The organism is Nonomuraea insulae, assembly GCF_042656245.1.
In genome coordinates this window covers 209,281-228,296 of sequence record NZ_JBHSPA010000047.1, presented here as the reverse complement: position 1 = coordinate 228,296, position 19,016 = coordinate 209,281, and the positions used below count along the sequence as shown (strand labels likewise).

The following is a 19,016-nucleotide window of genomic DNA, read 5'->3' as shown; positions in this document are numbered from 1 at the left end:
CGACCCGCCGGGTGTGGTCAGCACCACGCGGGCGGCGGCGCGCACGCGGGGGTGGGCGTCGGGGGTGGCGATCGGCCAGCCGACCTCGCCCATCGGGCCCAGGTCGTTGACGTCGTTGCCGACGTAGGCGACGCGGGCCGGGTCGAGGCCCTCGATGTTCAGCCAGTCGCGCAGCACGGTGCGCTTGTCGGCCAGGCCCTGCAGCACGGGCACGCCGAGCTTGCGGGCGCGGGCGGCCACCACCGGGTTCTGCTCGGTGGACATGATCAGCACCTTGACGCCGGAGCGGCGCAGCAGCGACACGCCCATGCCGTCGGAGCGGCTGACCAGCACCATCTCGCGGCCGTCGGAGTCGATGTAGGCGCGGTCGTCGGTGTGCACGCCGTCGAAGTCGGTGATGACGGCGTCCACGTCGATCGGCTCGGGCGTGTCGATGAACGGGGCGAGCGCGCGCACGAGCTCCAGGTCCTCCGGGTTGTCGATCTCCACGGCGTGCCGCACCGGCACCGGCTGCACGGCGACCTCGCCGAAGAAGCGGTGGCCGTGCTCGCGCAGGCCCTCGGTGCGCATGACGTAGAAGGCGCCGTTCTCGCGGAACTCGGGGTCGCGATCCTGACGGCGCTGCCGGACGGCCGGGTCGTGGTTGATCCCGCCACCGGTGGCCGTCCACAGGAACTCGTGCGTGGGCAGGCCGGACACGACCGAGTCGGCCTCGCCGTCGAGCACCTTGCGCACCGCCGCGGACAAGTCGCCGGGGTCGATGAACGCGCTGGTGCACTGCACGAGCACGACGACCTCCGGCGCCTCCTCCAGGGCGTCGAGCGCGTGCAGCACGGCGGACTCGCTGGAGGCGGTGGCGCCGCTCAGCTCCTCGGGGCGCTCCACCACGATCGCGCCCGCCTGCCTGGCGGTCTCGGCGATCCCGTCGTGGTCGGTGCTGACCACGACCTGGTCCACCAGGTCGGCGCGCAGGCACGCCCGCACTGCCCGGGTGACCAGCGGGACACCCCCGACCAGGGCGAGGTTCTTCAGGGGTACGCCCGCCGAACCTCCGCGGGCGGGAACTACGGCCAGGACTCGCAAGGTGTGTCTCCTCAGTGCATCGGATTGCACCCAGAAGCTAGAGGGCTGGATTGAACGGCCAGCGTCACCGTCATTAACTTTCCATGGGGATCCGGTAGAGCAACTCTGGCCGGCCCACTCCGCCGTACTGCGGGACACGGGCTGCCACCCCCAGCTCCACCAGGTATTCCAGGTAGCGCCGGGCCGTCACGCGGGACACTCCGATCGCGTCCGCCACGGCCTGCGCGCCCACCCCCCGCGGATGCTCGCGCAACTGCGCGGCCACGGTGCCGAGGGTGTCGCTCGCCATGCCTTTGGGCAGCTCCGAGGGGCCCCGCAGGGCGCCCAGGACGCGGTCCACGTCGCCCTGGCCGACGGCCAGGCCGGCCTCCTCCTTGAACCGGGCGTAACGCGTCAGCTTCTCCGCGAGTGTCGCGTAGGTGAACGGTTTGAGCAGGTACTGGGAGATGCCCAGCGACACCGCTGAACGCACCATGGCCAGGTCGCGCGCGGAGGTGACGGCGATCACGTCGCACATGAGGCCGCCCGCCCGCACCGCCCGGCACACCTCCAGGCCGTGCATGTCCGGCAGGTACAGGTCGAGCAGGATGAGGTCCACGGGCCGCCCGCGCAGGAAGCGCAGCGCCTCCCCGCCGGACCTGACCACCCCGGCCACCGCGAAGCCGGGCACCCTCTCGACGTAGATGCGGTTGGCCTCGGCGGTGATCTCCTCGTCCTCGACCACCAGCACGGATATGATCGAGCCCGAGCCCGGCACTGAGACGGTCATGGCACCGGCAGCCTCACCGTGAACGCCGAGCCCGCCACCTCGATGCTGCCGCCCAGCCGCCGCACCGCCTGCCCCACCAGCGCCAGGCCCAGGCCGTGCCCGTCGCCCTTGGTGGTCCAGCCCTTCTCGAACGCGTCCTTGCCGGTCAGCCCGGGACCGTCGTCGGAAACCCTGATCACCACTCCGCGCTCGTCGGCGCTCAGGTGCGCCTCCACCCGGGTGGCCGCGTCGATGGCGTTGTCGATCAGGTTGCCCACGATCGTGACCAGCTCGCGCGGGTCGAGGCCCAGGTCGTCCAGCTCGCTGTCGTCGGTGATCACCAGCTCGCCGCCGCGCTCGGCCGCCTCGGCGCACTTGCCCAGCAGCAGCGCCGCCAGCACCGGCTCGCGCACCGCTCCGACCACCCGGTCGGTCAGCTCCTGCGCGGCCCGCAGCTCCGCCGTGCCCAGGGCCACCGCCTGCTCGGTACGGCCCAGCTCCACCAGCGTGATCACCGTGTGCAGCCGGTTGGCCGCCTCGTGCGCGGCCGAGCGCAGCGAGTCGGCGAAGCCGCGCTCGGCGTCGAGCTGCCCGGTGAGCGCCTGCAGCTCGGTGTGGTCGCGTACGGTGACGACCGTGCCGAGCCTGCTGGCCGCGCTGTTGACGGCCAGGACCCGGTCCCCGACCAGGTGGACGCGTTCCTCGTCGTCGGCGAGCACCTCCTCGAGACCCAGTTCGCGCACGTGCCGGCCTTCGGCGTCGGCGGGCAGGCCGAGCAGCAGCCGGGCCGCGTCGTTGCACAACGTCAGCGTGCCGTCCCTGCCGACCAGCAGCAGGCCCTCCCTGACGGCGTGCAGGACCGCGTCGTGGTGCTCGTGGATGCGGCCCAGCTCGACCGGGCCCAGGCCGTGCGTCTGGCGGCGCAGCCGCGCGGTGACCAGCCAGGTGCCGGCCGCGCCCAGGGAGAGCGCGAGCGCGACGACGAGGGCACCCCAGGCGAGCCGGTCGCGCAGCCTGGCGCTGATCCGGTCGATCGTGATGCCGGCGCTGACCAGGGCCCTGACCCGGCCGTCCACCATGACCGGCGTCACCGCCCGCTTGGAGGCGCCGAGCGTGCCGGTGTAGGTCTCGGTAAAGGTCTCACCGGCCAGCGCCCGGCCGGTGTGGCCGAGGAACCGCTTGCCGATCTCGCCGCGGGTCGGGTGGGTGTAGCGGGTGCCGTCGGGCTTCATGATGGTGACGAAGTCCACGCCCGTCGCGCCGCGCACGCGTTCGGCGTACGGCTGCAGCCGTACGGTCGGGTCAGGCTGGTCCAGGGCGTCCAGCACGTCAGGCGAGGCCGCCACGCTGACCGCCACGGCCGTGGCGGTGGCGCCCGCCTCCTCGGTGAGCAGCTCGTGCGCCTGCACCAGGGCGAGCGCCGCGCCGCCCGTCACCGTGACGGCGACCACGAGCAGCTGCAGGACCAGCATCTGGCCCGCCAGGCTCCAGCCCCGCATCTCCGTCACCCCCATGAACGAAACTTACGCAATAGTGACCTGCATCACCCGTGAGGCGCATAGTCGCACAAACAGAAGGTCGTTCCAAAACGCCGGAGACCCCCCTATGCGCGATCGCACTCGCTATCTCTACCTGGCCGTCATTGTGGCGGTCCTGCTCGGGATCCTGGTCGGCTTCGTCTGGCCGGACGTGGGCAAAGAGCTCAAACCCATCGGCACCGGCTTCGTCGCGCTGATCCAGATGGTGATCGGCCCGATCATCTTCTGCACGATCGTGCTGGGCATCGGCTCGGTGCGTCAGGCGGCCCAGGTCGGCAAGGTCGGCGGGCTCGCCCTCGGCTACTTCATCGTCATGTCCACGGTAGCGCTGCTCATCGGCCTGGTCGTCGGCAACATCATCGACCCGGGCTCGGGCCTGCAGCTCACCGAGACCGGCAGGGCGGCGGCCGAGGCGGAGGCGGCCAAGGGCGCGGACGCCAGCACCGTCGACTTCCTGCTCGGCATCATCCCCAAGACGGTGGTCTCGGCGCTCACCAACGGCTCCGTGCTGCAGGCGCTGCTGGTCGCGCTGCTGACCGGGTTCGCGCTGCAGGCCATGGGGCCCAAGGGCGCGCCGATCCTGCGTGGTGTGGAGCACTTCCAGCGGCTGGTGTTCCGCATCCTGGCCATGGTCATGTGGGCGGCGCCGGTGGGCGCGTTCGGCGCCATGGCGGCCGTCGTCGGCGCCACCGGGATCGAGGCGCTCAAGAGCCTGGCCATCATCATGATCGCCTTCTACGTGACGTGTGTGTTGTTCGTCGGCGTGGTACTCGGCACGGTCCTGTGGGTGTTCGCCCGGATCAACCTGTGGTCGCTGCTGCGCTACCTGGGCAGGGAGTTCCTGCTGATCCTGTCCACGTCCTCGTCGGAGACCGCCCTGCCCCGGCTCATCGCCAAGATGGAGCACCTGGGCGTGAGCAAGACCGTGGCCGGCATCACCGTGCCGACCGGCTACTCCTTCAACCTCGACGGCACCGCGATCTACCTGACCATGGCCACGCTGTTCATCGCCTCGGCCACCGGGGCGCCGCTGGAGCTCGGGGAGCAGGTGGCGCTGCTGCTGTTCATGATGATCGCCTCCAAGGGGGCGGCGGGCGTCACCGGGGCGGGCCTGGCCACGCTGGCCGGCGGCCTGCAGGCGCACCGGCCGGAGCTGGTGGACGGCGTGGGCCTCATCGTGGGCATCGACCGGTTCATGTCCGAGGCCCGGGCGCTGACCAACTTCGCCGGCAACGCCGTGGCCACCGTGCTCGTCGGTACCTGGACGGGCGAGTTCGACCGGGACCGGGCGGAGCTGGTGCTGGCCGGGCAGGCGCCGTTCGACGAGGCCACGCTGCTGGACGACGGCGGCACCGACGGCACTGACGGCTCGGACGAGGACGAGCCGCCGCGCGAGCCGGCCAAGGAGATGTCGCCCGCCTAGGGTTTGCGGCCGATCCCCGCGTACGCCATCCGGGCCAGGTCGTCGTCCACGAGGATCGGGTCGACCGGGTCGGCGAACGGCCAGACCTGGTGGGTCGGCAGGCCGGTGGCCAGGCCCGGCGGGATGAGCTCGAAGTCGCCGAAGAAGGCGGCGATCTCCTTGCCGGGCCGCGGCGTGAAGTCCGCGTTGGCCTTGCGGTAGAAGCCGGTGACCTGGGCCGTGCGCTCGGTGGCCACGTCGTTGGTCACGTGCGAGATCGCCAGGTAGCTGCCGGGCGCGAGCGCGGAGCGGTAGGCGGCCATGAAGCTCCGCGGGTCGTCCTCGTCGCCGATGAGGTGCAGGACGAACATCATCAGCACGGCCACCGGCCGGTCGAGGTCCAGCAGCTCGCGCACCTCGGGAGCGGCCAGGATCTCCTCCGGCCGGCGGGCGTCGCCCAGGACCATGGCCACCCGGTCCGGGTCGGCCAGCCCATCACCAGGTCACCCAGGTCCCGGTCGGCCTTGAAGTGTCCTTGCCGCCGAGGAAGTAGTCATACATCCGCGCCGCGTTGGGGATGTGGGGGTTCACGCTCTGCGGCGCCTCTTCGGTCATACCATCATGATCCACTACAGCGGCGCGGGAAATCCACCGTCGGCAGCCGCAGGACGAATCGGGCGCCACCCACGTAGTCCTCCACGCTGATCTGGCCCCGGTGCGCCATCGCCACGTCGCGCGCGATGGCCAGGCCCAGCCCCGTGCCGCCCGCGTCGCGGCTGCGGGCGGCGTCGAGGCGGGTGAAGCGCTCGAAGATGCGCTCGCGGTCGCCCTCGGCGATCTCCATGCCGTCGTTCTCGACCGCCAGCACCGCCGTCCCGTCCGACCTGGACACCGAGACGCGGACCGCGTGCTCGGCGTGGCGCTGCGCGTTGTCCAGCAGGTTCGTCAGGACCCGGGCGAGCTGGAGCCGTACGCCCTCGACCACCACCCCCTCGTCCAGGTCCACCCGCACGGGGAGCTTGTCACTGCGCACGGCGAGCTCCTGCCGCACCAGCGCGGCCAGGTCGATGCGTTCCTTGGCCACGTCCACCCGCGAGCCGATCCTGGCCAGCAGCAGCAGGTCCGTGATGATGGCCTCCAGTCGGTCGGTGTCGCGCAGCGCGCTTTCCACCAGCGTGCCCACGTCGGTGTCGTCCGGGTAGAGCTGGGCGCTCTCCAACTGCGCCCGCAGCCCGGCGATCGGGGTGCGCAGCTCGTGCGAGGCGTCGGAGGCGAACTGGCGCTGCTGCTGGGCGGAGCGTTCCAGCCGGGCCAGCGTGCCGTTGACGGAGCGGGCGAGCTGGGACACCTCGTCGTCGCCCGGCGGCTGCGTGACGCGGTGGCTGAGGTCCCCGGCGTAGACGGCGTCCAGCTCCGCCCGCATGGTCGCCACCGGCCGCAGCGCCCGCCCGGTGACCAGCCACGTGGCCCACCCCGCCAGCGCGATGAGCAGGGCCACCTCCCCGAACACGACGATCTCGAGGGTATGGCCGGCCAGCACCTCGGGCGTGCTGCGGCCCGCGTAGACGATGGGGGAGTCGGCGAACACGCTGACGCGTACCGCCGTCAGGTTCACGCACTCGGTCGGCAGGCAGCTCGTGGTGTTGATGACCCGGTTCTTGGCGGTGGGGCGCACGTCGCTGAGCGGCGGCAGGTTCCTGGCCGCGTCACTCGTGGCCAGGAAGCGCCCGTCGGGGCCGACCACCTGGATCAGGTCCACCGACGGGATGGGCACCGGGATGGCGGCGCCCATGGGCAGCGCGCCGCCGCGCATCTCGAACGCGATCCGCTCGGCCGTGTCCCTGGTGTCGCTGAACACGCTGGCCGTGACCAGCGTCCTGGCCGCGATGACTCCGGCTATGCCCACGGGCATGAGCACGAGGGCGGCTACGGCCGTCGCGATGAGGGTCACGCGTCCGCGCAGGGACCTGGCCCACCAGGGTGCCACCCCCCGAGGTTACCGAGCGTGATTGCAGTGATATGTCGGGTATTTGTTGGTTAACGGGAAAGTTTCTCCCAACCCGTCATCGTTGCAGCCACACGGTGGTGTCCGGCGGGATCACCCCGTCCTCCATCAGCGGGCCGCTGGACAGCAGCACCTCGCCCGGCAGATCGACGCGTGCGGGCTCCTCGCCCGTGTTGAGCACCACGATCAGCCCGGGGTCGCGCTCGATGGCCAGCACGTCCTTCGGCGAGTCGAGCCACCTCAGCGTGCCGCCGCCGAGCGCCGGGTGCCGCTTGCGCAGCTTCAGCGCGGCCCGGTAGAGGTTCAGCGTGGAGCCGGGGTCGTCCTGCTGCGCCTCGGCCGACAACTCCGCCCACTCGGCGGGGATCGGCAGCCACGGGTCGCGCCAGCCGAGCCCGTCGGCGGAGGTCCACGGGAGAGGCACCCGGCAGCCGTCGCGGCTCTGGCCCCGGCGCAGGAACGCCGGGTCCTGCCGCAGCTCGTCGGGCAGGTCGAGCACCTCCGGCAGGCCCAGCTCCTCACCGTTGTAGAGGTAGGCGGAGCCGGGCAGCGCCAGCATGAGCAGCGTGGCCGCCCGCGCGCGGGCCAGGCCGCCGTGGCGGGTGACGTGGCGCGGCTTGTCGTGGTTGGACAGCACCCAGGTGGTGGGCGCGCCGACCAGTTCGGCCTCCTTCAGCGACTTCTCGATCACGGCACGGAAGGACTTGGCGTGGAAGTCCGCCATCATGAACTCGAAGTTGAACGCCTGGTGCAACTCCTGCGGGCCGATGTAGCGGGCCAGCCGCTCCGGCGAGGACACCCACGCCTCGGCCACCGCCATCCGCCCGCCGGGGTAGGAGTCGAGGATCGGCCGCCACTCGCGGTAGATCTCGTGCACCCCGTCCTGGTCGAAGTACGGCACCTGCTCATCGCCCAGCATCTCCGCCTGCGGCCCGTCCTTCTGCCCCACGTCAGGCAGGCCCTCGGCCTTGACCATGCCGTGTGCCACGTCGATCCTGAAGCCGTCCACGCCCCGGTCGAGCCAGAACCGCAGGATGCCGCGGAACTCGGCGCGCACCTCGGGGTTGTCCCAGTTGAGGTCGGGCTGCTCGGGCGCGAACAGGTGCAGGTACCAGGAGCCGTCCTCGACCTGCGTCCACGCGGGCCCGCCGAAGATCGACTCCCAGTCGTTGGGCTTGTCGCGGAAGATGTAGCGCTCACGCAGCCCGGCCTGGAACCAGGGGTGCCGGTCGGAGGAGTGGTTCGGCACCAGGTCCACGATGACCCTGATGTCTCGGGCGTGCGCGTCGGCGACGAGCGCGTCGAAGTCGGCCAGCGAGCCGAACATGGGGTCCACGTCGCGGTAGTCGGCCACGTCGTAGCCGCCGTCGGCCATGGGGGAGGTGTAGAAGGGGCTCAGCCAGATGGCGTCCACGCCCAGCTCCGACAGGTAGCCCAGGCGATCGCGCACGCCTGCGAGGTCTCCCGTGCCGTCGCCGTCGGCGTCGGCGAAACTACGCGGGTAGACCTGGTACACGACGGCGTCACGCCACCAGTCGTCGTTGCCGAGCATGGCTGTCCTTCCCCCGGGTGACCCGAGATGTCGGGTGGTGTTCTGGCCAACGATGTCGTGATCGTCCGCAGATGGTCAAGCGCAAGTTTCGGAAAGTTGCAGATTTCACCATCGGCGATCGTCCGGAGTGCCCGCCAGGTCAGGTGGTGCGGGGTCAATCTGGATCAGGTAACGCTCTTTCGCAAATTCTTCCAATTCTTGCAAAGAGCGGCTAACGTCCCGGAAACGTTCCGGCATTCTTCTCCGGCGGCGGCGCGTGTGGCGCCGCCCGTCCTCGGTGACCTCAGGAGGTCCCCCATGCGCATCCGGGCTCTGGGTGTGGCAGCTCTCGCGACTCTCGCGTTCGCCGCGACGGCGTGCGGCGAATCCCCGTCCTCCCCCCAGGCGGCACCCAGCGCGTCGGCCGCGGCCTCGTCGCCGGGCGGCGGCGGCACGCTGGTGATCTGGGCCGACCCCAGCCGGGTCAAGCCGCTCAAGCCCTTCGCCGACCAGTTCGGCACCGAGAACGGCGTGAGCGTCGAGGTGAAGGAGATCAGCAAGGACAACCAGATCACCTTCCTGACGGCCTCCCAGCAGGGCAGCGGTCCGGACATCATGATCGGCGCCCACGACTGGATCGGCAATCTGGTGCAGAACGGCGCCATCGACCCGGTGACTCTCACCGAGGAGCAGAAGGCGGCCTTCTCCCCGAAGGCGATCCAGGCCGTGACGTTCAACGGGCAGATCTACGGGGCCCCGTACGCGGTGGAGAACATCGCCCTCATCCGCAACACCGAGCTCGCCCCCGACGCTCCCGCCTCCATCGAGGAGCTGATCGAGAAGGGCAAGGAGCTGAAGAAGGCCGGCAAGGTCAAGGAGGTGCTCTGCATCCCCGTCGGCCAGAAGGGCGACGCCTTCCACGTCTACCCGATCTTCGCCTCCGGCGGCGGCGCGCTGTTCGGCACCACCGCCGGCGGCGACCCCGACCCCAAGCAGGTGCTGCTCGGCTCGGCGGACTCGGTCAAGGCGTTCGGGAAGCTGAAGGAGCTCGGTGAGAAGGGCGAGGGCGGCCTGCGCACCTCGCTGACGAACGAGAACTACATCGTCAACTTCGCCGGCGGCAAGTGCGCCTACCTCGTCTCGGGCCCGTGGGCGATCAGCGAGGTCAAGAAGGGCGGCATCGACTACGACATCACGCCCGTCCCGCCGTTCGAGGGCGGCAGGCCCGCCACCCCGTTCGTCGGCGTGCAGAGCTTCTTCGTCGCCTCCAAGGGCAAGAACAAGGCCCTGGCGCAGGAGTTCGTCGCCAATTACGTGACCAACAAGGACGTCGCCAAGGCGCTCTACGACGCCGACCCGCGGCCCCCGGCGCTGACCGCCGCCCTCGACGAGGTGCAGGCGAGCGACCCCGACGCGGCCAAGTTCATGGACGCGGGCAAGGACGGCCTGCCGATGCCGGCCATCCCCGAGATGGCGGCCATCTGGGAGCCGTTCGGCATCGCGGAGAACGCCGTGGTCAAGGGCGGCGACGCGGCCAAGGCCGCCACGGCGGCGCAGAAGGCCATCGACGGCTCGCTCAAGAACTGACATGGCCCTGGACGTGCGCGAGACCGTGGAGGACAAGGCTCCTCCACGGCCCCGCCGGGAGATCACCACCGCCTTCGTGGTGAGCAGGATCGTCGTGCTCGCCGTCGCGTCCGCGATCCTGCTGTACGCCGTGCCGCCGCTGGTCGCCGCCGGCTCCTGGGTCTGGCTGGCGCTGCTGGGCGCGCTCAGCGCGGGCCTGGCCTACCTCTACCTGACCCGCCGCTTCATCCCGGCCAAATACCTCGTGCCGGGCACCGTGTTCCTGATCGCCTTCCAGGTGTTCCCCGTCCTCTACACGGTCACCACGGCGTTCACGAACTTCGGCGACGGGCACCGCGGCGACAAGGCCACCGCCGTCACCGCCATCGAGACCGGCTCGGTCCGCCAGGCGCCCGGCTCGCCCGAGTACGCGCTCACCGTGGCGCTACGCGAAGGCGACCTGGTGTTCCTGCTGGTGGATCCGGCGACCAAGCAGGCGAGCCTGGGAACGGCCGAGGGCCTGTCGCGGCTGGACGGCGCGCGGGTCGGCGTCACCGGCAAGGTGCTCGCCGCACCCGGCCTGACCGTGCTCAAGGCGCCGGAGGCCGCCGCCCGCGGCCAGGAGAGCTCCGCGTTCTCCGTGCCGACCGGCGGCGGCCTGATCAAGGCGAACGGGCTCAGCCGGGCCGTCGAGGGCAGGGCCGCGCTGGTGTACGACGCCGGCTGCGACTGCGTACGCGGCGACGGCGGCACCTGGACGGCCGACGAGGGGCAGGGCTACTTCGTCAACGCCGGGGGCGAGCATCTGGCGCAGGGCTGGCAGGTCAACGTCGGCCTGGACAACTTCCTCCGAGTCCTGACAAATCCCACTATTTCGGGATACTTCGCGGGGGTTCTGGGCTGGAACCTCGTCTTCGCCCTGACCTCCGTGCTCGGCACGTTCGGGCTCGGCATGGCGGTCGCCCTGGCCCTGCACCACCCGCGCATGCGCGGCACCAAGATCTACCGGATCGTGCTCGTCCTGCCGTACGCGATGCCCGCCTTCGCCATGCTGCTGGTCTGGCGCGACATGTTCAACCGGGACTTCGGCCTGATCAACCAGCTCCTCGGCGCCAACATCGACTGGCTCGGCGAGCCCACGACCGCCCGGCTCGGGGTGATCCTGGTCAACCTGTGGCTCGGCTTCCCGTACATGTTCCTCGTCACCACCGGCGCGCTGCAGTCCATCCCGCGCGAGCTGACCGAGGCCGCCTCCATCGACGGGGCCACACCGTGGAAGGCGTTCGGCCGGGTCACGCTGCCGCTGCTGCTCGTCGCGCTCACGCCGCTGCTGATCTCGTCGTTCGCCTTCAACTTCAACAACTACAACGCCATCGCCCTGACCACCGAGGGCGGGCCGTTCCCCGCCGAGAACCCGCTGGTGGGCAGCACCGACCTGCTCATCACCTACACCTTCAGGCTCGCGTTCGGGCCGAGCGGCGCCCAGTTCGGCTTCGCGGCGGCCATCTCGGTGTTCATCTTCGCCATCGTGGCCGTCATCTCGGCCGTGGCCTTCCGGCGTACCCGGCAGCAGGAGGAGGTCTACGCGTGAGAACGGCCCCGTTGAAGATGGCGCTGCGGCACATCCTCGTGCTCGCCGTGTGCGCGTTCGCGGTGTTCCCGATCCTGTTCGTGCTCTCGGCCGCGATCAACCCGATGGGCACGCTGGCCTCCACCGACCTGCTGCCGACCGGCGCGAGCCCGGCCGGCTTCGTCCACCTGCTGACCTCCGACGACTACCCGTTCGCCCGCTGGTTCCTCAACTCGGTGTTCGTCGCGCTGATGTCGTCGTCCGCCAGCCTGCTGTTGTCGATGCTGGCCGCCTACGCCTTCAGCCGCATGCGCTTCAGAGGCCGCCGCACCGGGCTGATGGCGCTGCTGCTCATCCAGATGTTCCCGCAGTTCCTCGCCATCGTGACGATCTTCATGATCTTCACCAGGGTGACCGAGCTCTACCCGGCCTTCGGCTTCGACGGCGTGTGGGGCCTGCTGCTGCTCTACCTCGGCGGCGCGCTCGGCGCCAACACCTGGCTGATGAAGGGCTTCCTCGACAGCGTCCCCAAGGAGCTGGACGAGGCCGCCACCGTGGACGGCGCCACCCACGCCCAGATCTTCTGGCGGGTGATCATGCCGCTGGTCACGCCGATCCTCGCGGTCACCGCGATGCTGGCCTTCATCGGCACGATGAGCGAGTTCCTCATGGCGAACGTGTTCCTGCGCGACCCGGAGAGCAAGACGCTGGCCGTCGGCATGTACGGCATGATCGCCGGCGACCACCGCAACGCCAACTTCGGCATGTTCGCCGCGGCCACGCTGATCACCGCCATCCCCACCGTGGGTGTGTTCCTGTGGTTGCAGAAGTACATCGTCTCCGGCCTGACCGCCGGCGCTGTCAAGGGATAGGACATTGCGCTACCTCGCGGAGCCGCATCACGACGGCTCGGCCCTGTACGTATCCGACCAGCGGCCCGCGCTCGGCTCGCGGGTGACGCTCTGGCTGCGGGCGCCGCTGGCCGCCGGGGTCACCGGTGTGCACGTGCGCGTCGTGCACGACGGCGAGCCCCGCTACGCCGAGGCGTCCGTGGACGACTCGCGCCGGGCCGCGGGCGGGTACGGCGGCACCGACGTCTGGTGGCGCGCCGAGATCACCGCGGTCAACCCCGTCACCCCCTACCGCTTCCTGCTCCACACCGGGAGCGGGCAGGCGTACTGGCTGACCGGGGCGGGACTCGCCGCGCACGACCTCACCGACGCCGGCGACTTCCGTCTCGTCTGCCACCAGCCGCCGCCGTCGTGGATGCCCGACGCGATCGTCTACCAGATCTTCCCCGACCGCTTCGAGCGCTCGGGGCCGCCCCTGACCGACGCGCCCGACGCGCCCGACGCGCCCGACGTGCCCGGCCTGCCCGACTGGGCGCTGCCGCGCGACTGGGACCGCGACCCGGTGATCCCCAGCGGCCCCGGCACCTCCCGCCAGTTCTACGGCGGCGACCTCGACGGCATCGGCCGCAGGCTCGACCACATCCAGAGCCTCGGCGCCGACACCGTCTACCTCACGCCGATCTTCCCCGCCCGCTCCAACCACCGCTACAACGCCTCGACCTTCGAGCGCGTGGATCCGCTGCTCGGCGGCGACGAGGCCCTGCACCGGCTGTCCGGCGCGCTGCACGGCCGCGGCATGCGCCTGCTCGGCGACATCACCACCAACCACTGCGGCGACACCCACGAATGGTTCACCGCGGCCGTCTCCGACGTGAACGCCCCAGAGCGCGACATGTTCTACTTCGACCCCGAAACCGGCGACTACGAGTCCTGGTGGGGCTTCAAGAGCCTGCCCAAGCTCAACTGGGGCAGCCCGCTGGTGCGCGCCGGCATGAAGGCGGTGCTGACGAAGTGGCTCGGCCCGTTCGACGGCTGGCGCGTGGACGTGGCCAACATGACCGGCAGGCGCGGCGGCGACGACCACGCCCACGAGGCCGCCGCCCTGCTGCGCGCCGAACTCGGCCCCGAGGCCGCCTTCATCGCCGAGCACAACCACGACGCCACGCGCGACCTCGACCGCGACGGCTGGCACGGCACCATGAACTACGGCGGCTTCACCCGGCCCGTCTGGTCCTGGCTGCGCGGGCCCGACCTGGACCTGGAGCACTTCCTGGGCGTGCCGGGCGGCGTGCCCGCCCGCGACGGGGCCGCCACGCTGGCCGCGTTCAGGTCGTTCGGGTCGCAGATGTCGTGGCGCTCGCTCGTGCACTCCTGGCAGCTCCTCGACTCGCACGACTCGCCGCGCATCCGCACGGTGACCGGCTCGCGCGAGCGCCACCTGCTCGCCCTCGGGCTGCAGGCCACGCTGCCGGGCACGCCGATGGTGTTCGCCGGCAGCGAGTTCGGCCTGACCGGCGTGAACGGCGAGCACTCCCGCACCCCCATGCCCTGGAACCGGCCCCACGACCAGGACCTGAAGACCCTGGCCGGTTACCGAGAGCTACTCGGGCTGCGCCGGGCCGAGCCCGCCCTGCGGCACGGCGGCCTGCGCTGGCTGCACGCCGACGCCGACTGCCTGGTGTTCGCGCGGGAGACCTACGAGGAGTCGATCGTGGTCTGCGCGCGCCGCGCCCCGGGCGCGCCGCTCGCCCTCGGCACGCACGCCACCGGCCTGTACGGCGCTCCGGACGGCGACGTCATCCCCGGTGAAGGACCTTCGCTGGGTGTGTGGCGCGTCACACGGTGATCACGCTACGGTGGCCTCTGCTGCTTTTCCGTGTTCTCCCCGAGCAGATAGTGGTGTGCCCGCATGAGGTCGCTGTCCGTAGCCGTTATGGCCACGCTCCTGTCTGCCGTACCGTCCACGGCGTCCATGGCGTCCACGCATGCGGGCGCTCGGGCGGGCGCCACCTACTTCGTCGACTCCCGCGCCGGTGACGACGGGGCGGCCGGCACCAGCGCGGCCACCGCGTGGAAGAGTCTCGACAAGGTCAACGCCGCCGCGCTCAAGCCGGGCGACACGATCTCCGTCAAGCGCGGCAGCGGCTTCACCGGCCCGCTCAGGCTGAAGGCCAGCGGCACCGCCGCCCAGCCGATCAAGATCCAGGCGTACGGCACCGGGGCGCTCGCCAAGATCAGCGGCACCCGCGACGACTGCGTGGTCGTCAAGGGCGACCACTGGCGGGTCAGCGGCCTGCGCGCCTCCGGCTGCCGCTGGGCCGGCTTCCTGCTCGACGGCGACTCCAACGAGCTGAACGGCGTGCAGGCCGACCGCAACGTCGCCGGCGTCTACGTCACGCCGGCCGGCTCCCGCAACACCATCCGCGACAGCGTCCTGACCGACAACAACCGGATGAGCGTCAACGACGAGGGCGGCGACAACGACTCCGGCGCGTTCGGCGTGCTCCTCAACGGCGACGACAACGTGGTGACCGGCAACACCATCACCGGCAGCTACGCCAAGAGCGATGACTACGGCACCGACGGGGCCGCCGTCGAGATCTTCAACGGCGACCGCAACCGCGTCACCCACAACACCTCCAGGAACAACGAGACCTTCACCGAACTCGGCGCACGGAAGGGCAAGACGGCCACCGGCAACGTGTTCGCCTTCAACGTCGTCACCTCCGCCCGCAGCCGCGGCTCCTTCCTCATCACCCGCGGCTCCCACCACGTCGTCGGCCCCGTCAAGGGCACGATCGCCGTGCACAACTCGGTCTACCTGCCGGCCAGAGACACCATCGGCTGGTCCTGCCACGACGGCTGCGCGCCGTCCATACTCAAGCTCCGCAACAACGTCGTCATGGTCGGCGGGGAGGCGGGCTGGGAGGACGGCTCGGGCGCCGACGAGGACGGCGGCGTCTACAAGGGCCGCACGGCCAAGTTCAAGCTCGGCCCCAAGTCGGTCATGGCCGACCCGAAGTTCGTCTCCCGCACCGACCTGCACCTGCGCCCGGGCTCCCCGGCGCTGAAGCGCGGCGTGCCCCTGACCCCCAGGTGGTACGGCGGCAAGGCGTTCGGCAAGGACATCACCGGCAAGGCACTGCCGGGGTCGCCGGACGCGGGGGCATACCAAAGCTGATGGGATAAGACAGGGTTTAGTGCCTATATCTGCCTTTTCTCATTCGCATAGTGAGCCACAATATCGATGTGGCAACTTCGCCGTCGAAGAGATTATTGGCGCTGCTCGTGGGCGTCGTGGCCATCGTGGTGCTCATCGTCGCCTGGAGGGTCGTGAGCGATCGCCGGCAGACGTGGTCCAGCGGCGATCCGCACAACGAACTGCTGGGCGTGACGGACGGCGGCGTCCTGTTCAACGACCCCGCCGGCGCGCCGGGCGCGAAGAGGGCCGTCATGGAGCGGATCAACCGCATCCACGGCAAGATCCAGCAGGAGAATCAGCGCGTCGCCCGGCAGGGCGCCTACGTCAAAGCCGTCCTGCTCATGCCGCTCACCGTCTCCAACGCCGAGAACACCCTGTCCGCCATCACGCTGGAGCAGATCGAGCACGCGCTGCAGGGCACGTACACGGCGCTGGTGCGGGCCAACACCACCACCGTCTTCGGCGACTACAGGCAGGTCGGGCTGCAGTTGCTGCTGGCCAACCAGGGCAGCAGGCAGGACGCGGGGGACCGGCTGCTCGGCAAGGTCCTGGAGGTGTCGGAGGAGGAGCACCCGCTGGTGGGCGTGCTCGGGCTCGGCTCCAGCGTGCCGAGCACCGAGAGCGCGGTCAGGTGGCTCGGCGCCAGGCGCATCCCGATGGTCAGCGCGATCACCTCGGCCGACAGCCTCACCGGGCTGCCGATGTTCTGGAGCGTGTCGCCGAGCAACATTCAGTACGTGAAGGCGTTGCGGCATTATCTGGACACGCGTAAAACGCTGAAATCGGCCATCGTGGTCTATGACCGTAACCGCGATCCGTACACCAATTCGCTTTTCACTGCTTTTCGCAATGAGCTCAGCGGATACGTGAAATTTCCTGACCTGTCGTATGTGGGCGCCACCATCGACCAGTCCGGCACCCCGAATCTCTTCGCCGCGGTCGTCACCAACCTCTGCACCGCCGTGAACTCCCGCCAGAATCCGCTCGACACCGTCCTGTACGCCGGCCGCGGCGCGGACTTCGCCTACTTCGCCCAGGCCCTCAAGACCCGGTCGTGTGTCGGCACCCCGCTCACCGTGCTGGCCGCGGCAACCGGGTTCGCCTCCACCGACCCCTACACGAAGGACCTCGAGGAGGGCAACGTCTCCGTCATCTACGCCACCTCCGGCGACGGCGAGGACTGGCCGAAAGAGCGGTCGGACCCGCCGGACGGATTCGGGTTCTTCCAGACGGCCTACCGGGGCCACGGTTTCCCCAGCGACGACCTCAAGGACGGGATGGCCATGGCCCACCACGACGCCCTGGCCGTGCTGGCGGTGGCCGCCAGGCTCGGGCCGCCGGTGCCCAAGCCGGCCGACGTCGCCGCGCAGTTCGGCAACCTCGTGCTCGCCTACGCCGCGCGCGGCGCCTCGGGCGATCTCTCCTTCCCCACCATGGCCCTGGGCAGGGCGGTGGGCCGGGTCATTCCCATCAAGCAGATCGCCAGGGATGTCCCCCAGGGCCTGCCGGCGAACTTCGAACCGTACCGAACCACATGAACCCCTTCGACGACCTCTTCGAAGCCGCCTGCGTCACCGCGGTCAAGGCCACGCTGGAGGAGGCGCGCAAGCAGGACGCGCAGCCCTCCGCCGAGGAACTGCGCGCCACGCTGGACAGTGAGAGGGAGGCGCTGACGAGCGGGCTCGGCGACGACTATCGCGAGACGGCCGCCCGCGTGCCCGCGGACGGGCCGTTGCTCCGCATCGCCCGCCCCGTCGTCCTGCTGCTGTGCGCCGCCGTCACGGCCGCCACCTGCCTGCTGTACGGGTGGACCACCGCGACCGGCCTGACCTCCAGCGGTTCAACCCTGGCCGGCGCGGGCGTGGCGCTGCTCGTGCTGCTCCTGGCCGGGCTGCTGGTGTCGGGGGCGGCGTGGCTGGTGTGGCGGCGCGTGCCGGCCGGGGGCCCGCCCGACGCGATGTTCCTGGCGCCCGTCGCGCTGACCTCCCTGGTCACGACCGGCGGCCTGACGTTCCTCAGCTACCAGGCGGGCGGCGCCGGCTGGGCGGTCCTGGCGCTCGCCGTGGCGGGAGGGGTCTGGGCGGCGGCGTTCGCCGCCACCGTACGGACCTGGTGGCTGAGCCTGGTGAGCCCCCGCGCCGCCGCCAGGGACAGGGAACGGCTGGAGGTGCAGCGCAGGCTCGCCATGGACGAGCTGGTCGAGGCCATGTTGCAGGTCCTGCGGCCACACGTCAAAGCCGCCGCGGAACGCCTGGAGGCGACCCGGCTGTCGGTGCACGGCACGCTGAGCCTGAAGCGGGTGCGCGGAGAGGGGCACGTCGGCACCCCCGCCGAGGAGCGGTTGGAGAAGGTGGCCGGCGGCATGGACGACGGCAGCATCGCGCTGTCCGGGCCACGCGGGGTCGGCAAGACCGAACTGCTGACGGCGTACTGCGAGGAGGCGACGCGGCTGAGTGTCGTGGTCGTCGCGCCCGTCCTGTACGACCGCCGCGACTTCGCCCTGCACCTGTTCGCCGAGGTGTGCAAACGCGTCATGGAGGACGGCCCCCGGCCCCTGCGCAGGCCGGCCGGTCAGCACCTGCGGCAGATCTGGTACCTGCAGACGCACGCCGCCGAGGCCGCGCTGAACGTTCCCGGCGTGGGCCTGTCGCTCAGGCGCGGCAGGAACAGGGCCCGCCAGCCGCTCAGCTACCCCGAGATCGTGCACGACCTGAAGGAGTTCCTGCGGCGGGTGGGCCTGGAACTGGCCGCCCCGCGGCGGCTGGTCATCGGCATCGACGAGCTCGACCGGATCCAGCCCGCGACCGCCGCCCAGGACTTCCTCAACGAGCTCAAGGTCATCTTCGACGTACCCGGCTGCCTGTTCCTGCTGTCGGTGTCGGACGAGGCGCTGCGCGCCGCCGACCTCGCGCCGGTGGGTGGGCGCGATGTCTTCGACAGCGCCATCGACGAGGTGGTCAGGGTCGAGCCGCTGCGTCAGGAGGACGCCGAGCGGCTGCTGGCCAAGCGGGTGATCGGGCTTCCGACGGCGTTCACCGCCCTGTTCAACGCGCTGGCCGGCGGTATCCCGCGCGACCTGCTGCGCATCGCCAGGGCGGCGATCCTGTTCGCCGAGCGGACGCACGACGAGGAACTGCCCGACACCGCGCGCCGGCTGGTGGCCCGCGAGCTGGACAGGATCGTCGGCAGCGGCGACAGCCGGATCCCGGCGGAGGCCCTCGGGATCATGCAGGAGGAGTTCAGCATCGAGTACGGGCGGCTGCGCGAGCTGGGGGAGCAGGTGGCCGACCTGACGATCGCCAACCGGCTGTTCTTCCTCGACACGGTGCTCGGCGTCTTCTCCGCGGACCTGACAGCCGAGCGCGTCCAGGCGGCCGTGGCCGAGCGCTCGTTCGCCGCGCTGGCCAGGGCGGGCAGCCGCATCGGCAACGCCGACCACCAGGCCAGGGCCGTGCTGTGCCGGATCAGGGAGCACTGGCGCCTGGAACCGATCCCGCCGTCCGACGCTCTAGAGTGAGCG

The 19,016-nt window shown here is 70.8% G+C and carries 14 protein-coding genes; 8 read left to right on the top strand and 6 right to left on the bottom strand.

The features are described 5' to 3' along the window. The 3 genes from ACFPZ3_RS38250 to ACFPZ3_RS38240 form a co-directional block, all read right to left on the bottom strand. Positions 1–1,083: cytidylyltransferase domain-containing protein (locus tag ACFPZ3_RS38250; RefSeq protein ID WP_379519224.1), on the bottom strand; the 1,083-nt coding region annotated here is incomplete at its 3' end. A 73-nt stretch (positions 1,084–1,156) separates the two neighbouring features. Further along, complete coding sequence (locus ACFPZ3_RS38245; protein WP_379519223.1) at positions 1,157–1,852, bottom strand: response regulator; 696 nt, start codon at positions 1,850–1,852, stop codon at positions 1,157–1,159. After that, entirely contained in the window at positions 1,849–3,345 is a 1,497-nt protein-coding gene (locus ACFPZ3_RS38240; protein ID WP_379519222.1) for a sensor histidine kinase, read from the bottom strand. The genes ACFPZ3_RS38245 and ACFPZ3_RS38240 overlap by 4 nt, the downstream gene beginning before the upstream one ends. A 91-nt stretch (positions 3,346–3,436) precedes the next feature. On the opposite strand from ACFPZ3_RS38240, the gene ACFPZ3_RS38235 reads away from it, so the two are divergent. Continuing rightward, a complete protein-coding gene (locus ACFPZ3_RS38235) occupies positions 3,437–4,792 on the top strand; it encodes a cation:dicarboxylate symporter family transporter (protein WP_379519221.1) in 1,356 nt (451 codons plus the stop codon). Here ACFPZ3_RS38235 and ACFPZ3_RS38230 read toward each other — a convergent pair. The 3 genes from ACFPZ3_RS38230 to ACFPZ3_RS38220 form a co-directional block, all read right to left on the bottom strand. After that, a complete protein-coding gene (locus ACFPZ3_RS38230) occupies positions 4,789–5,238 on the bottom strand; it encodes an SAM-dependent methyltransferase (protein WP_379519233.1) in 450 nt (149 codons plus the stop codon). The two genes, ACFPZ3_RS38235 and ACFPZ3_RS38230, sit on opposite strands and share 4 nt — an antisense overlap. Positions 5,239–5,390: 152 nt before the next feature. Further along, on the bottom strand, positions 5,391–6,758 hold the full coding sequence (locus ACFPZ3_RS38225) for a sensor histidine kinase (protein ID WP_379519220.1): 1,368 nt from the start codon (positions 6,756–6,758) through the stop codon (positions 5,391–5,393). 76 nt (positions 6,759–6,834) lie between these two features. Then, entirely contained in the window at positions 6,835–8,328 is a 1,494-nt protein-coding gene (locus ACFPZ3_RS38220) for a glycoside hydrolase family 13 protein (protein WP_379519219.1), read from the bottom strand. Between the two features lie 297 nt (positions 8,329–8,625). Between ACFPZ3_RS38220 and ACFPZ3_RS38215 the strand changes: the two genes are divergently transcribed. The 7 genes from ACFPZ3_RS38215 to ACFPZ3_RS38185 all read left to right on the top strand — a co-directional run bounded on the left by ACFPZ3_RS38215 (position 8,626) and on the right by ACFPZ3_RS38185 (position 19,013). Beyond that, entirely contained in the window at positions 8,626–9,894 is a 1,269-nt protein-coding gene (locus ACFPZ3_RS38215; protein WP_379519218.1) for a sugar ABC transporter substrate-binding protein, read from the top strand. Between the two features lies 1 nt (position 9,895). Next, positions 9,896–11,464, top strand: a complete 1,569-nt coding sequence (locus tag ACFPZ3_RS38210; RefSeq protein ID WP_379519217.1) for an ABC transporter permease subunit — start codon at positions 9,896–9,898, stop codon at positions 11,462–11,464. A gap of 17 nt (positions 11,465–11,481) precedes the next feature. Then, positions 11,482–12,315 carry a sugar ABC transporter permease gene (locus ACFPZ3_RS38205; protein ID WP_379519232.1) on the top strand — a complete coding sequence of 278 codons (834 nt, stop codon included), beginning with the start codon at positions 11,482–11,484 and terminating at the stop codon, positions 12,313–12,315. A gap of 4 nt (positions 12,316–12,319) precedes the next feature. After that, the gene (locus tag ACFPZ3_RS38200) at positions 12,320–14,140 is read left to right on the top strand and encodes a glycoside hydrolase family 13 protein (protein ID WP_379519216.1); all 1,821 of its coding nucleotides are present in this window, start codon (positions 12,320–12,322) and stop codon (positions 14,138–14,140) included. Between the two features lie 126 nt (positions 14,141–14,266). Further along, the gene (locus tag ACFPZ3_RS38195; RefSeq protein ID WP_379519215.1) at positions 14,267–15,475 is read left to right on the top strand and encodes a NosD domain-containing protein; all 1,209 of its coding nucleotides are present in this window, start codon (positions 14,267–14,269) and stop codon (positions 15,473–15,475) included. 68 nt (positions 15,476–15,543) lie between these two features. Further along, entirely contained in the window at positions 15,544–17,034 is a 1,491-nt protein-coding gene (locus ACFPZ3_RS38190) for an ABC transporter substrate-binding protein (RefSeq protein WP_379519214.1), read from the top strand. After that, positions 17,031–19,013, top strand: coding sequence for an AAA family ATPase (locus ACFPZ3_RS38185; protein WP_379519213.1), 1,983 nt, complete (start codon positions 17,031–17,033; stop codon positions 19,011–19,013). The genes ACFPZ3_RS38190 and ACFPZ3_RS38185 overlap by 4 nt, the downstream gene beginning before the upstream one ends. Positions 19,014–19,016: the final 3 nt, after the last annotated feature.

Bases quoted from the DNA above. Each gene is read 5' to 3' on its own strand.
- ACFPZ3_RS38230 (WP_379519233.1), bottom strand. From the start codon at position 5,238: ATGGTCCTGGGCGACGCCCGCCGGCCGGAGGAGATCCTGGCCGCTCCC.
- ACFPZ3_RS38185 (WP_379519213.1), top strand. From the start codon at position 17,031: ATGAACCCCTTCGACGACCTCTTCGAAGCCGCCTGCGTCACCGCGGTC.
- ACFPZ3_RS38245 (WP_379519223.1), bottom strand. From the start codon at position 1,852: ATGACCGTCTCAGTGCCGGGCTCGGGCTCGATCATATCCGTGCTGGTG.
- ACFPZ3_RS38220 (WP_379519219.1), bottom strand. From the start codon at position 8,328: ATGCTCGGCAACGACGACTGGTGGCGTGACGCCGTCGTGTACCAGGTC.
- ACFPZ3_RS38240 (WP_379519222.1), bottom strand. From the start codon at position 3,345: ATGGGGGTGACGGAGATGCGGGGCTGGAGCCTGGCGGGCCAGATGCTG.
- ACFPZ3_RS38195 (WP_379519215.1), top strand. From the start codon at position 14,267: ATGGCGTCCACGCATGCGGGCGCTCGGGCGGGCGCCACCTACTTCGTC.
- ACFPZ3_RS38210 (WP_379519217.1), top strand. From the start codon at position 9,896: ATGGCCCTGGACGTGCGCGAGACCGTGGAGGACAAGGCTCCTCCACGG.
- ACFPZ3_RS38205 (WP_379519232.1), top strand. From the start codon at position 11,482: ATGGCGCTGCGGCACATCCTCGTGCTCGCCGTGTGCGCGTTCGCGGTG.
- ACFPZ3_RS38215 (WP_379519218.1), top strand. From the start codon at position 8,626: ATGCGCATCCGGGCTCTGGGTGTGGCAGCTCTCGCGACTCTCGCGTTC.
- ACFPZ3_RS38235 (WP_379519221.1), top strand. From the start codon at position 3,437: ATGCGCGATCGCACTCGCTATCTCTACCTGGCCGTCATTGTGGCGGTC.